The organism is Haloarcula nitratireducens (assembly GCF_019599505.1).
On record NZ_RKLT01000009.1, the window covers coordinates 63,826 to 78,527 of the forward strand.

At 55.1% G+C, this 14,702-nt stretch carries 8 protein-coding genes; 1 reads left to right on the forward strand and 7 read right to left on the reverse strand.

Annotation, left to right across the window (positions count from 1 at the left end; all coding sequences use genetic code 11):
* Nucleotides 1-14 precede the first annotated feature (14 nt).
* A complete protein-coding gene (locus tag EGH23_RS17530; protein ID WP_220581276.1) occupies nt 15-881 on the reverse strand; it encodes a HEAT repeat domain-containing protein in 867 nt (288 codons plus the stop codon).
* A 10-nt stretch (nt 882-891) separates the two neighbouring features.
* Nucleotides 892-1,857 (reverse strand): HEAT repeat domain-containing protein, encoded by a 966-nt coding sequence (locus EGH23_RS17535; RefSeq protein ID WP_220581277.1) that lies wholly within the window; start codon nt 1,855-1,857, stop codon nt 892-894.
* Nucleotides 1,858-2,014: 157 nt separating this feature from the next.
* On the opposite strand from EGH23_RS17535, the gene EGH23_RS17540 reads away from it, so the two are divergent.
* Complete coding sequence (locus EGH23_RS17540) at nt 2,015-2,719, forward strand: uracil-DNA glycosylase family protein (RefSeq protein ID WP_220581278.1); 705 nt, start codon at nt 2,015-2,017, stop codon at nt 2,717-2,719.
* 1,335 nt (nt 2,720-4,054) lie between these two features.
* Here EGH23_RS17540 and EGH23_RS17545 read toward each other — a convergent pair.
* From EGH23_RS17545 to EGH23_RS17565, 5 genes are all read right to left on the reverse strand, one after another.
* Complete coding sequence (locus tag EGH23_RS17545; protein ID WP_220581279.1) at nt 4,055-5,794, reverse strand: ion channel; 1,740 nt, start codon at nt 5,792-5,794, stop codon at nt 4,055-4,057.
* Between the two features lie 316 nt (nt 5,795-6,110).
* Complete coding sequence (locus EGH23_RS17550) at nt 6,111-8,324, reverse strand: DEAD/DEAH box helicase (RefSeq protein WP_220581280.1); 2,214 nt, start codon at nt 8,322-8,324, stop codon at nt 6,111-6,113.
* Between the two features lie 663 nt (nt 8,325-8,987).
* Nucleotides 8,988-10,832, reverse strand: coding sequence for a multicopper oxidase family protein (locus tag EGH23_RS17555; protein ID WP_220581281.1), 1,845 nt, complete (start codon nt 10,830-10,832; stop codon nt 8,988-8,990).
* A gap of 941 nt (nt 10,833-11,773) precedes the next feature.
* Nucleotides 11,774-12,703, reverse strand: coding sequence for a hypothetical protein (locus tag EGH23_RS17560; RefSeq protein ID WP_236044912.1), 930 nt, complete (start codon nt 12,701-12,703; stop codon nt 11,774-11,776).
* Nucleotides 12,704-12,781: 78 nt separating this feature from the next.
* Nucleotides 12,782-14,674, reverse strand: coding sequence for a bacterio-opsin activator domain-containing protein (locus tag EGH23_RS17565; RefSeq protein WP_220581282.1), 1,893 nt, complete (start codon nt 14,672-14,674; stop codon nt 12,782-12,784).
* Nucleotides 14,675-14,702 lie beyond the last annotated feature (28 nt).

Consider the following 14,702-nt stretch of genomic DNA (forward strand, 5'->3'; position numbering starts at 1 on the left):
ATCATGGATCATTGTCACACCAGCTCCTCCGCGTGCTCGCGCACTTCTTGTTCTGGATCGTTTCTCGCCATCTCTTGGAGCCGTTGTCGCGTCTCCCGTGCTGGGATACCGGCCAACATATAGCAGGTCCCGATTCTGACGTCGGGGTGCTTGTCTTCGCTAAGCTCTAGCGCAGTCTCTTGGAAGGAGTTCACATCATCAGCCCCCTTGCTGAGGATGAGAAAGCCGATCGCGAGTGCGAGGTACCCACGGACGTCGTCCGCGAGCATGGATCCAGTAATCAGGCCGAGAAGTTCGGTTTGGAATGGTTCGACACTCTCCGGGTAGTCACGCGCCATAAACGAAATCACGTTGCCGATATTTTCGCTGATTTCTCGATTATCGTCGCGCAGGTAGGGTAGCAGGTACTCGACGATATCATCTGTTGGCGCTTCGGTCGTGTTCACGACGTTTTTCGGACTGGTTGCGACGACCGCGCTTAGACAGTACGACGCATTCACCCGTGCCTCCTCGTCGTTACTCTGTAAGAGCCCGAAGGCGTCGTCGACCGTCGCAATAGAGGGTCGTGCTCGAATGCTTCGCGAGAGGGTCCGATCCGTGTACTCTTCGTAGGTTATGAACCCAATCCAGCTAGCGTAGACGAACGCGACCAGCGACGCCAACGCGCCGATGTCAGCGGCGCTGAACGCGGCGCTTGCAGTCCCGAATACTATGCTAAAGAGGAAGTATGCCGCGACGAACAGCGCCGCAACGGCAACCCCGTAACCGAAGCCCCCAATCTGGTCCCACAGCTTTTTAATAAACTGAATGACGGATTCATTGGCGATACCTCGCCCCCCGTATCGGATCCGCGACCGGATATTTTCTAGTTGTATGTTCATTTTAAGCTATTTATACAGTCGAATAGTCACTCCGCGCTTCCGTGTCGGTTCGAGCGCGCTGATTATGTGCCTGTAGCGATTCACTGGCCTGCTGTCGCACTTCCCTCTCGGAATCGTTTTGCAGTTCCTGCAACAACTCCCGGGATTTCTCGTTGTGAATCAGGCCCAGAGCGATGGCGACCCATGCCCGAACTTCGGGATCCGGGTCGTCAATGATTGCGCCAACATACTGCACCACCTCGTCGGCAAGTGCCGGTTCGTAGTAGGCTAGGTTCCCTGCGATGATCACACAGTTCGCCTGGACAATCGAGTCCGGATACGAGATGCCCGAATAGACGTCGTCACGATATTTGGCAACCTCTTCGGGGTACTTTTCGGAGAGATACACCAGTGCCTCGCTTCCACTTTGCCTGACGTCGACGGACTTGTCGTGTAGGAGATCGGCAACTTCGAACACGACCTCCGCGGGTTGCATAGCTAACTCCTTGGTCACTTTACTCGGTACGTTCTCCATTCCAGTCGCGATGGCGTTTGCCGCGAGCGCTCTGGTCAGCTCGTCATCACGGTGGAGATAGTCGAACGAGTCGACGACGCCCTCGAGATTGGGATTCTGTACATACTCAAAGACGGTCTGCCGGTCGTCAAGTAGTGACCACGCGCGATATCCGCCATAGGCTGTCAGTACAATGGCGCCGACTAACGCAAGCGGCGCGACTGTGTCTACAATAGCTTCCTCCGCGACAATCCCCGGAATCGTTAGTAGTGCCCCGACAATCATGAAGGGAATTGCAAGCACGAAGTACCAGAGAAAGATTAGCCCAAATCCAACGACAGCCGCCGCCCGTTTTCCCGCACGCCGATAACTGCGCCAGATTGGCTCGATGGTGAGCCAATCGAACGCGACCGAACATAACGGTCGGACCCGGGTAAATACGTCCTTGGAATGGGCCTGTGATATCGCATTAGTGTTTTGCATATACAAGTTGACAAGCAGTTACCATTCCTATTAAACCCATCAAAGGCTGCTTATATTGCAGGTATTTCCAGTATATATATCATGTTATCTGGAACTCATATCCCCTAATGACTGAAACCACATCATAATTTTATAACTATCTAATACCTATCTGAATATGTCTTATTCACCTGCTGATTTGGTGAAGGATGCTCGAAACGGTGATGGATACTGTGACAGCTGCCCAGCCCAGATTGATGGTCGGTCACAACAGGTGCATCCGGGGTACTTCAATTTCCAGTCAGCAGAGATCATGTTCGTCGGCATCGAACCAAGCCACCGGGTAAATTGGGACAAATACACCACGTTTGACGAGTACAGCGATGCATCCGGAGAGGTGTTCCTTCGGCCAGAAAATGGTGGCCGAGTGTTAGCACGGGCGCTTGCGAGGGTACCCGACATTGGTATCAAGGATACGTGGATCTCTGACTCGATCAAATGTCGTCCGAAGGGGAGCAGCAATACAACGCGGTCAGCCGAATTCGAGCATTGTAAACATCACTTGGCGGCGGAAATAGAAGCAGTGTCACCAACGGTTATCGTGGCACTCGGTGGGAAGACGGTTCCACGTGTAGTGGAAGTGGTTGCACCTAAGACGACAGATATCAGCGTCTCAAGTCCGAAAACGGACTGTGGGCGGATCCTCCAGACGGTCCCCCCGATCATCGTTGCACCGCACTGGGGACACGGTCATCTTGAGAGCTGTCCAAGTGATGACTGGGGGAATGGCTGGGCGGATACAGTCCCGTATCTTGAGGACAATTATGGCAGCCATCTACAGATTCTTCAGGATGCACTGCAGTACGCCTACACCGAATTGTAGTGCGTGGTCAACGCGTTGTCCTTCGATGGAAATGCTGTACGGGAAACTAGGGAAAAGAGTGACAATGCGCTCGAATTAGTAGTGCGAGTTCTTGACTCTGCAAAGCGGAGTTACACGATTCAGGCTCATGTGTCCGCTAGAGAGGACAGGTGGTAATAGTGTTTAGTATATTATAGTAGTACGACCGACACAAGCAGTTCGCTGATAGCGACTCCTCCGCAGCTAAATTACCACCCGCTAACTAATACGGTATCAGAATCTCATCGTGTGTTGGTTAACCATCGGTAGCCTCAGCAAACTTTTCATAGTCAGCGACCGGGTCGGCTACTGCCACCCTCTCCGGCGGCAGACATCCTTTGTGGTGCGGGTGCAGCTGTGGTCACCGTGAGCACTGGAAGTCGTGCTACGGCTTGGGCAGCTCGCTACTTACCGCCAGATGCAGTACATGCGATCGGGTAGTACGTAATACAGTACAGAGAGACAGCCGTCAATCGACATCGCCCTCTCGGTGGCGATCTCCCTCTTGGTCCTGACAAACACGCTCCATTGCAGATAACAATGGCCGCAGATTCGCTAGTAGCATACAGGTGGACCTAGTGATTATACTCCTCGCTTTGCTGCGTCAACTCGCTGCGAAGCTCGCTTTGCATCGGATCTGCGAAACCCGGTGGAAGGCGTGATCGTTTCAATGTCCCCGTAATTTCAGCAGCGCCGAGATTGTCTCCCGTCTACGGACGGCCGCGCGGCGGCGGACACGAGGTTGTTCACCGACCCATGGACAAAACGGACCTAATTCAATAACTACCAGAGACTAATGCTGCTGGAGACTTGAGGACATACATAAGCGACGCTGGAACCACGGCCATAGGGCAACGCTCAACCCGGGTTCGGGAGGTTGCGATGACTGTTCGCGAACCGAAAGATGCGGGTGCAATCGCTGATAGTGGTGGTGTTGCCCGCAACACGGCCGAAAAGTCCTTAATCAGCTCGTCGAAGTAGATACACTTGTGACAATTGGCCGTAGTCGCGAGAGTTTGAACTCGAATAAGACAAGAACGCCGGTAGAGAGCAGCTGAAGTAACCAACTAGAAATCGAGTAGTCACTTCGCGTACTTACTAAATTGGTGCCTCGTTTGATTGATAGTGGATAGAAATTTTAAAAACGTAGTAATGACTAACCTCAGAACAGTTAAGATAAATGTTAATTGTTGGTAGCGGCGGTGTGCATTTTCTACGAAGTCTATTTGAGAATGCTAATCAACGACCTAATCATGAGCCTCACCAGACCTCTTTGAAACAGCATTGTAGAAAGATTGGAAACGTGGCTCGGTGTTATCATCGGTGTACGCGCCGCGTTAACGTGAAAACAAACAGTGCGATTAGAAACGCACCCAGAAATCCTTGGATAGAACTGAAAAAACGGGTCAGTACCGAAGTTCCAGCGGTAACGTCGCCGAATATTAGAGTAACAAAACTTTGAATGCTGAAGACGAGTGCTGCTACGAAACTAGTACTGGGGAGTACGGTTTCGCTGGTCGCATAGATTCCCGAAAACAGGAGGATCGTACCGATAGACGTGTAGACCACGCGGTCTGGATGCTCCCCGTACCCTGTGATCATGCCCATGAGTCCATTTCGAACCCAATGGGTAAAATCATATATTCGATGTAGCATGGAGCGCTCTTCGCTGAACATGCGATCCCAGTGACCTTTCCGACGATATAGCATTTCCCAATAAAAGAACGATCCAGCAGCAACACTATTGCCTGCTTCTGAAGAGGCATTCTTTGCATACACATAAGTCGTGACCAGATCTTCGTGAGTTGATGTCGTGTCGCTACCGGTCACCACGGCTCGTGCCTCGTCTGCAAGCTGGTGGATGCAATAGTTTGCGGCAGCAGGGTCAAGGTCGTCTGAGTCGCTGAAATCAAAGCCATCGAACCGCGTTCGATGAAACTTAATCCAACCAAGCAGGTGGCGGCTACGTTCGTCAGTAAAAAGTACATCTCCGAGGACACTATCGGTGAAGTCGTAGACAGCAGCACCAGAACGAGGTTGTTCAATTTCACCGCCATTGATCTCTGCTTCTACGAAGTTGATATATTGGATTTCGCCAGTGGGTTCTGGCTCGAAGAATACCGTGTCTGCACGCATACCCTCGCAGTTGAGTTCCCCTGTAACCTGCACATCAAAGAATTCGGCTGTAAATTCGAACGATACCTGTTCGAATGAGACTGTGTCTGCAAAGACAGCATCGTCAAATGTAGCGTCGTTTCGAAATCTGGACCCATACCAAAACATCGGTCCCCCAGCGTAGTGCTCTGCAAACCACGCGTACGCGTCGAATTTGGTTGCACACATTCGAGCACCACTTTGAAATTCCGCTCCCTGGAATGCTGCCATTCGGCTGAATTCACTCATTTCGAAGTCAGCCGGATACTGGAAGTTGACCCCTTTGAACGAGACGTATCGATCGTACTGGTTACTATGAAATCGTACTGGTCCTTCGAATCGCGACTGTGTGAATTTGACGCTAGAGTGGAAATCAACCGATCGGAACAAAATACTCTTGATGTCACTGAAATCATACCGTGTTGTCGGATCCTCGATTTGGGGATCGATATCGTCCCGCCCGACGAACGTACAATGTGAAAACAGCATCCGCTGTCGGAACTCTGCCCGAGAACAGTCCACGTTTGCAAATCGGGAGTAGCGGAAATCGACATACGATCTTCCGCTTTTGCCAATGACTTGTCCTCGGAGATTAAACTGGTTGAACTCTACATCGATAAATTGCTGATGACGACGCCGACGGTGAGGCTCTTTGATCGTGTTTGCCTCGGCAAGTTGCGTGAGAAACTCTTGTGAGATATTTATATTGTCTGGTCGCTCGGCGGGTGAGAGGTGAAATACACACTTATCGAAGTCATCAAGCGATTCCCGTGGACAGTGCCAAGTCCCATCTTGGACACCGGGATCGTCGTGGCTGAGATGATCAGACGGTTTCTCGGACGACCACTCATCGGCTATCTCCGCTAATTCGACAGTGTGGGTACAACCTGAACTAGAACCCATCTGGCAACAGTTTAGATTTCACTCTTTATTTATCACTAACGGATTAGACATGTCGGATTCAACAGAGCTTTGCAGGAGAATATGACCATTCTCTATTCAAAGCTTTATTTGCTAATAGTTCGCTGAGACGAGGCGGCTGTTAACCTGTGAGAGCTACATGATGAGCACCAAACCAGACGACCATGACAATATCGCGAAGTAGCCAGCACCGAAGAATTTGCCGCCCAATCGATACTATTCTAGACTCGAGACAGTTGTCGCCGCTATCTTGTTGAGCGATTGTAAGACCGATGGTGGTTGATTGAGTCCCCGTGTTCTAATCGGGAGAAAGCATGCGATCGTTGGAGCGAATGTAGTCCGCCAGTGCTGCATACAGAGGCGCACAACTATCTTCGTCAGATCGGTGGGGGGCTACACGACCCAACGTTTCCCAGTCCCCAATTAAAACTAGCCGCTTGCGAGCCCGCGTAAGGGCAACGTTCAATCGTCGAGGCCCTTCCTCAGGGAACTCAAGGAAGCCACTGTACCCGTCAACATTACTCCGGACGAACGACACGATTATTGCCTCGCGCTCTCCGCCCTGGAACGAGTCCACAGTGTCGATACTCACTGCATAGGGGTTCTCGATATCTAATTGATTTACCCGACTGCCAATCTCTCCTATTTGCCCGCTGTAAGCCGTAATAACACCGATATCGTGGGGATCCACTCCACTTTGGACGAGTAGCTCGACTTGCCGGGCGACAGCCTTAGCCTCCGCTGGATTGTAGAATGAATGACCACGCTCTCGCCGTCTCTCTTCGCCGGTGATATTGATCCCTATTAGGGAATTTAAATCATCTATTTGCCAGTCTCGGTTGCGATTGGCAGTCTCTAGTTCACCGTTGTAGAATGCCTCGTTGGGAAACGTTGCGATCTCATCGTGCATTCGGTACTGCTTTTTCAGTAAGACAGCGGACTGTTCGTCGTAGCGATTCAACAGATACTCGAACAGAGAAATATGCATATCTTCCTCCTGCATCGATTCGTTAGCACAATACGGCGGGAGTTGCTTATGGTCGCCAGCCAAGACGAGTTTTTTGGCACAGAAGAGTGCTATGGCTGTTGCTGGCCGACTTGCCTGTGTAGCTTCGTCGACCACCGCGATATCGAATTGGTTGTGATCGAATTGGGCCGCTCCTGATGTCGTCGCTGCGACGATATCCGCATTGTGCTCGGATTGGTGGGCATAATTGTCGATTACAACGTCATTACGAGAGTTATTTCCAACACGAGCGATCGACATTTGCGAATTGTCTTTCTGAGCAAGTGCGTGAAGCGTGCCTTCTTCGGGCGATCCCCGGCTACTATCCCCGACCAGAAGATTGTCGACAGCCTGATTCGAGTGTGCAGTCACAAGCACGGACTCGTTACGTGACGCAGCATACTCAACGTAAGCTGTGAGTGTTCGCGTTTTCCCAGTTCCAGGTGGACCATGGATACACACGAGATCGTCCGCACTATCGGCCCAGACCAGTGCTTTCTGTTGGTAGTCGTTCAATTCGACGGCCGGGTCTGGAGAATTATGTTTATTGACTGTAAACCCGATCGCTCTTTGTCCGGTGAGAAGCTCCCGCTTATCTGGATTCTGTTCGACTTTCTTAATTGCAGTCATGCGACGTTCGAACGGCACCGGATTCAGAAGATGGGAGAGCCAAATTTCTATCTCATCATCCTGAAGTACACTATCGACTGCCACGGTATCCTCTATCTCATCCCAAAGCGGACGGAACATAATCTGGGGGTCGTCTACAGACGTGACTTTCACTGGAATCGGAAAGGCGTCAGCGTCTGTATCGACGATACATCTGTTTCCTTCAAAGAGATTCTCGTCGTCGCGAAGATCAATCTCTTCGTCGTCATCCAATAGAACTTGATATATGTACGATGGGTTCCCTGTTGAATTCGAGCCAGTGGTTGAAAATGCGAACGGACCCGAAACGCTCTGTCGGCGAATTGCTTCCTTAAGGCCGAGTTCTTGATACGCCTGCCAGTTGGTCTCTCGCTGAGTCGTTCGCTCTGACTGAATGAAGTGTTTCAGACCGTCGAAAAATTGAGCCTGATCTGCCTCGGAGAGTTGATCGGTGGGCTGAACCGACTCGGCCGGCAGTTCCGAGTCATCAAGATCCAACTTTTCCATTGAAAGCCAGAACCGAAGACGATAACCGATTTCGTGATGTTGGAATTTCGAACAGGATGTGAACCGCTGTGTTCCGTGGCTAGTTTTTGTGTCGTACCAGATGAATTGTCCCCTTTCAGGTCTGTAGACGACGTACTCGTCTGACGGTTCGGGCGCGTCTTCAGCGAACAACGGAATCAAATAGCCAGGCCCTTTTGGGTCTTCAATTCCGAGCTTTTCGACAGCTTCTTGAGCAGCTTCTTTAATATTAACTGCGGGATACCCGTTCTGTCCCATGTCGGTTTTCACTAGCTCTGCCCGTCCAGGACTCCAGTCTTCGAATAACCCCCCTACCGTGTTTTCTGTTGCCATACTCTGCAGGGTGTTTTTTCTGTTCCATGATAGTTTTTCCTCTTATGTTATCTACTGACAAAATATTCATGAAATACTTCTATTAACTCTGGTATGGGAGATCACTGATTCCTTTTAGAGTTCGATTGCTATCCACAATTTTGCTACTTGTAAATATTTAACAGAAGAACGTCGTACTAGCCCTTGTTGCAGTCGCGTTCACAATTTTAGCCTCGGTGAATTTGGGTGACACACGACACAAGATGAGTTAGTACGGTATGTAGAGCAACACGAAGGCACCAGTTCCAAACAGAAACATCTCGAGCAAGCATACGAAAATGTCGTCATTCACGCGGAGCGGTCCGGTTCACCACTCCTTGACGGGATTCACAAGGTAGTTGAACAGAACGAGTGGCCTGGCTGAACGCTCAAGGCCGAGGATTAAACCCCGGTCTCCCGTTGAAATCCTATTCGTCATCTCCATTCTCGCGTGCAAGCGCTTTCGTTAGGGCTGCCTCTTGACCGCTGGCCACCTTCTCAGAACGCAGTGGTGTTCAGAGTGCTGTGCTGAATGGAGAGCGCGTATCTTGCACGTCCCTCCGTTTAGAATTGGATTGGCTACGGGGAAGATCTTGAGCCAGTTTCAAGAGACGGAGGAAAAGAGCCCGTTTCAACAGATGGCCTCTACTCCGATGACACCACCTCGTAGGGGAGCATCATCTCCTGGTCTTCGTGTTCGAGGATGTGGCAGTGCCAGGGGTAGATGCCGGTGTAGCCGGTGAAGTTTGGCTTGATGCGGACCACCTCCTGCGGGTTGACCAGCACTGTATCCTTGTGGAAACGGTTGTTCGGATTCGGCAGCGTGGGCGCTCCAGAGAGCGTCACGTAGTCCGAGATGTCCGGCCGCGTGGTAGTCTCGCTGTCGATGAAGGCTTGGGCGGCATCCTGGTACCCCGCTTCGTCATCCCAGGTGAAGCTCTCCTGCTCAAGCACTTCGAAGTCGACGAGGTGCAGGTGGATCGGGTGAGAATCACCCGTGGTGTTGTACAGCTCCCAGACTTCGGAGGTGCCGAGCGTCGGATTCACGATCGCGTCGTCATCCTCCCAGAACGCGAGGTCAAGGAAGTGGCTGTCCAGTTCGTCTCCTTCGAAGTCGCCACTCTCGACCGTGAACACCGCGCTGTCGAGCGTGAACGTCCGGGTGATTCCGGACGAAGTGGTCTCCGGCTCCTCGTACTTGTTGGTAATCCGATCGAGGAACCGCTGTGGCGGGATGGTCGCGTCCGGTTCCGTCACCGTATCCGTGACCCGTATCTGGAGCATCTCACCCATCGATTCGATGTCCGGGCCACTGTTCAAGCCGGCGTACGGGAACTCGGCATTGTTTTTGACCGTGAACGTCGTCCCCTCGTAGCCGCTGAAGTCGACGACCACGTCCGCCCGCTCGGCCCCAGAGAGAAGCATCGAGTCGATTGGCCCCTTTGGGCCGACCGTGCCGCCAGGGCCCACGGAGACCACTTCGTCGAGGAAGCCGAGGTCCACGCCGATCTGCTGCATCAGCGGAACGTCGCTATACGAGTCTGTGTCCTCGTTGTAGAACCGCATGTTGAACGACCGGTTGTTCGACCCGTTCAGGAACCGGAACCGGTAGGACCTGGGTTCGACTTCGATGTACGGGTATGCCTTCCCGTTGACGACCGGGATGTCGCCGGCGAACTCCGCTTCGTAGTCATCCTCGTCGCCCGGTGGGTAGAACAGGTCGCCATTCGATTCGAACGTCCGGTCCTGAAAGAGGATCGGGATCTCGTACTGCTCGTTCGGGAGGGCGTTCTCCATCGGGTCCCGAAGCAGGTAGAAGCCCGCCAGACCGGCATATACGTTCAGGCGCGTGATGCCGAGCGCGTGGTCGTGGTACCACAGCGTCCCCGGTTTCTGGTCGTTCGGGTACTCCTTGGGGTTCTTATACGGAACTTCGCTGTTCGGGACGCTTGCGATGTCCCCGGCGGTCTGGCCACCCGACGAGATCCACGCTTCGGGGTACCCGTCGTCCTCTGGGGCGACCACCCCGCCGTGGAGGTGGGTAACCGTCCGGACGGCGGGTGCGCCCTGGCCCGCGCCGTGGATCCGTTCGTCGACACTCAACAGGTGGTCCGAGGGAAGGTTGTTGATGTATTCGACTTCAACGGGACGTCCGGGACGTGCCTCGATGGTCGCTGCGGGATACGTCCCTTCGTACCCCCAGAGTGTCGTGTCCTTTCCCAGCGAACTGGGAAGCACTGTCTGCGTAAATTCGCTCAGTTCGATCTCGTAACGGTCGGTCCGACCCTTCCGGTTGGCTGGCGTCAATACTCCCGGCCGCGGGAGCGGGTCTTCCCATTTGTGGTCTCCGAGCGCCAGCGGCGTGTTGCCAGTAACGGCTGCAACTTGTCCCGTGGTCCAGGGCGATGCTGCGGCGAGGCCGGCAGCCCCAGCTGCTTTGAGAACGGTCCGTCGATTCAGGTAGCGTGATTGCTTTCGTTCGTCACTCATAGTTGTAGACCGTATCTTGTTACTTCGAAGAGGTCGACGGAAACGACCTATCTTGTAACAGGATACTCACAACTAACGGAAGTTCTGAGTATTGTAATGGTGTTTTTAACCTTAATGATGAAGCGAGTAGCATCCATTTAGAATAAAAAATTCATATCCTAATCCCATCCACGTGTATTTTCGATGTCGAGTACTTATTGTAGACCCCTCATCTGCGTACTGCATCCCCCCTCTATATTCAGCACACCCTTCGTGACAGCAGTTGTGGAGAAACTGCATTCCGCAGTGCTACATCAATCACCTGCACTGACCACATGAGTCAGGATATATCATCTGCTGAAGGTTTCAACAAAGCCTTTTAGCGGAAACTATCGTCTGCAGTGGAATAGAATACGATCAACAGAGCAGATTGAGTCGTCATATTCTGGTATCAGTCTGCCCTCATACCGCTCGCTACGCAGCTAACCAACACTACAGCAGACCTCCTGTTCGTGTTGGTTAGTCAGCCATCGTTTTGAGACACTTTCCTCAGTCCGTAATCCGGGTCGGCTACTGCCACCCTCTCCGGCGGAGGACATTTTCTGCGGTGCGGATGCGGAAGCGGTCACGGTGAACACCACAAATCGTTCACCTGAGCAGCTCGCTACTGACCGCTAGATGCAGTACACGCGTTGACCCAGCCCGTGACGCAGTACAGAGAGACAGCCGTCAATCGGCATCACCCCTCGGTGGCGCTTTCACAAACACACCCTGTTACAATACGGCAGATTCACCAGCACCACTCAGGAATGCAGCTAGTCGTACTCACCTTGGTGCGTCAACTTGCAAGCTCGCTTCGCAGCGGCGCTGCGAAACCCTGAGAAGAGTGCTCTGCTCGCTGTCACCGACTGAGAACGAACACCATCAGATGTCTGCCCCCCACGCCTCGTCGACAGTGGTCGTCAGAAGTCCACCGTCTCATCGTCCATTCCGGGGATGGCTCCAAGCACGTGCTGCCGGAGGGGGGCTGCAGCCAGAGAGCCGGTAACATGCCCCCGCTCCAGCACCGCGAGCGACATGCCGGTGTAGCTTGGTCGCTGGCGGTCGTACTCGATGATCCGATCGTACCGGCCCAGCAGCGGCGCGCAGTTGGCAGCCTCGACCGCTCGAAAGGCGTCCTCGAAGTCAAGCACCTCTCGGAGCTGTGACGGCCGACGCCGGGCGGCGTCGGCGGTCATATACCGGTAGACAGAGGAGACAAACATGTCGCCGAGCGCGGCGCCGGCGAACAACGGGACGTACCGGTCGGCGGATCCGAAGCAAGCTCGATGGAGGTTGACCACCCAACCACCGAGACTGATCCCCGAGAGGACGACTGGCCCGTCGGTCCGGTCGGCGATCCGGTCCGTGAGCGCCTCGAGCAACCCTGCCGAGGCGGCGAGCATCCCGACGAAGTTCTCCAGCTCGCCCATCGCTCGAATGTACTCTCGACTCGATCCATCGTGAAACGGCGCCCTCACCGCGATGAGATTGATCGGCAGGTCCTCCTCCAGCCCACAGAATAGTCGCCGGACAGAGTTTGTACTGAACCGCCCACTATCGAACGGCCGCTCCCCACTCCCGTGGTGGTACACGAGCGTCGGATACTCAGGCCCGAGCCACTGCCAAGGCAGATACGCGGTTTCGAACACCCCGCATGGAGTGTCGACTTCCACATCGCATCGACCGGCGGTGCGCGGGTCGCCCACCTCGTCGACGGGTAGCGTCGTCTCCGATGTCACGTCGACGAGCGGCGGTGCGTCAACGGATCGTGCAAAGAACGTCGACTCGCCCAGGAGAAGAGCACTGAGCCGGATCGTCGCAACGTCGATGAGTTCGTGTCGGTTGATCATGTCTGGGGTGTCTGCCTTGATAGGTGCCGCTCCCCGCTTCAAGTTTCGATGGGACTAGGAATTAGGATAGCGCTCTCATTACGAGTAGGATGTGGACCCGTTCACCGTGTCGCGGTACCCGGCTACTGACTCCCAGTCGAACATTGCCTCGAACAGTTTGCGCTCGGCGGCCCGGAAGTGCTGGAGGAAGGTGGACTGGGAGATGTCCATCAGGTCGGCGACCTCTTCACCGCTGGTCTCGCGGGGCCACGAGAAGTAGCCCGTGAGATGTGCGGTCTTGAGGGCCTCTAACTGTCGGTCAGTGAGGCGTTCTTCGACGCCAGCGCGGAACTCACCAGGTGTCTCGGTGGAGCGCTCCCGCTCTTGCTGGGCCACGAGATCGGCGTTCGGGTGGGAGTTGCGCACAGCCTCGACCACGGTCCGCACGTCGGCGGTCTGTGGGAGCTCGGCGGTCACCCGACCGCCGTCAGCGCCGGCGGACAGCGACTGGACCACACACCCCTGCTCGGCAACGGTGGCCACGACCGACGACTCCGAGACGGTGAACCGGAACACAACGGCGTCGTCGTGCTCTGTGACGGCCTGTGCAGCCACGATGTCAGTCGAGTCGGCCACGTAGTCGTCGACCGCGTCGGCGTTGGTCCCTGTGACCGTGAAGTACTCAACCAGTTGGCCGTCGGTCCCGACAGAGAGCCGTTCGAGTTCGAGGTTGCAGTCGAGAGCGGCCGCCAGCGAGAACAGCGGCCCGTCGCCGTCGGCCATCCGGAAAGTGAGTTCCGTCACTTGATCGGCGACCAGCGACCGCTTGCTCTCGACGGCGTTGATAGCGTAGGCGATGGTCTCGCCGAGTTCCTCGAGCACCTGCGGGTCCACCACGTCCACGGCGTCAGCGTCGGCGGCGTGGACCACCAATGCGCCGTAGCAGACATCCCGGTAAGTGAGCGGAATCGCTAGCGTCGCCCCGGAGTCGGCCGGGGCGGGGTCCCCGTCGTCCAGCGTCCTGGCCACCGCGGTCACGCTGCCGGCCAGCGCCCGGTCTACCGGCGTCTCTTCGGTATTGTTGACCGCCGAGACGACCTGTTCGAGTTCGGCATCGTCGATTCCGGCGTGAGTCCGGGCACGGACCGCGTTGTTGACCATGTTTCGGGTAGCAACCCACGCTGCGTCGTACGATCCGGTCGAAGCGAACTGCTCGCAGGTGGCCCGCTCGACCTGCTCGCGGTTGTCGGCCTGCACGAGGCGGCGGTTGACCTCCCGGAGCACCTCGTTGGTCTCGTTGAGGCGTTCGAGGCGCTCGTTCTGGCCTCGGATACGGAGTTCCCGCTCCTTGCGCTCGGTCACATCGGTATCGACTGCGACGTAGCGGTCGGCCTCGCCCGCCTCGTCGGTGATGGGTGCAATAGTCATGTCCACCCACCGGAGGTCGCCGTCCCGATGCTTGTTGATGATTTCGCCGTCCCAGACCTCGCCGTCGGTGATGGTCCCCCAGAGGTCGGCGTAGAACGACTCGTCGTGTTCGTCGGACTTCCAGAGGCTCGGGTCCTCGCCGACTACCGCCTCGGGGTCGTAGCCCGTAACCGACTCGACGGCAGGGTTAGCGTACTCGATGGTGCCCTCGTCGTCGGTGATGAAGATGGCGTGACCGGCGTGTTCGACCGCCTTTCGGAAGCCACGGAGCTCCTCGTTGGCCTCGCGGAGGCGCTTCTTGATGCGGTCTTCCTCCTCAACGTAGGTCGAGAGGTAGTGGACCGTCGCCACCGCGAGGAGGCTGACGGCGAGGCCGGGGAGTTCTTCGAGGCCAGTCGTCGCCCCGGTCATCGCGGTCCAGACCTGCCGGGAGGCCATCAGCGCGAGCATGACAGTGAGGAAGCCGAATCGCCGGTCGCCGCTCTGATAGAGTAACGCCAGCGAGTAGCCGACGCCAGCGACCCGGAGCGCGACCGACGACGCGAGGACGAGGCTCACGTCCATCGTGAGACCCTCCGTAGTGTCTCGGGTG

What these genes read in the sequence shown, in the direction of transcription:
- EGH23_RS17530 (WP_220581276.1), bottom strand. Translation starts at nt 881, where the DNA reads ATGAACATACAACTAGAAAATATCCGGTCGCGGATCCGATACGGGGGG.
- EGH23_RS17535 (WP_220581277.1), bottom strand. Translation starts at nt 1,857, where the DNA reads ATGCAAAACACTAATGCGATATCACAGGCCCATTCCAAGGACGTATTT.
- EGH23_RS17540 (WP_220581278.1), top strand. Translation starts at nt 2,015, where the DNA reads ATGTCTTATTCACCTGCTGATTTGGTGAAGGATGCTCGAAACGGTGAT.
- EGH23_RS17545 (WP_220581279.1), bottom strand. Translation starts at nt 5,794, where the DNA reads ATGGGTTCTAGTTCAGGTTGTACCCACACTGTCGAATTAGCGGAGATA.
- EGH23_RS17550 (WP_220581280.1), bottom strand. Translation starts at nt 8,324, where the DNA reads ATGGCAACAGAAAACACGGTAGGGGGGTTATTCGAAGACTGGAGTCCT.
- EGH23_RS17555 (WP_220581281.1), bottom strand. Translation starts at nt 10,832, where the DNA reads ATGAGTGACGAACGAAAGCAATCACGCTACCTGAATCGACGGACCGTT.
- EGH23_RS17560 (WP_236044912.1), bottom strand. Translation starts at nt 12,703, where the DNA reads ATGATCAACCGACACGAACTCATCGACGTTGCGACGATCCGGCTCAGT.
- EGH23_RS17565 (WP_220581282.1), bottom strand. Translation starts at nt 14,674, where the DNA reads ATGGACGTGAGCCTCGTCCTCGCGTCGTCGGTCGCGCTCCGGGTCGCT.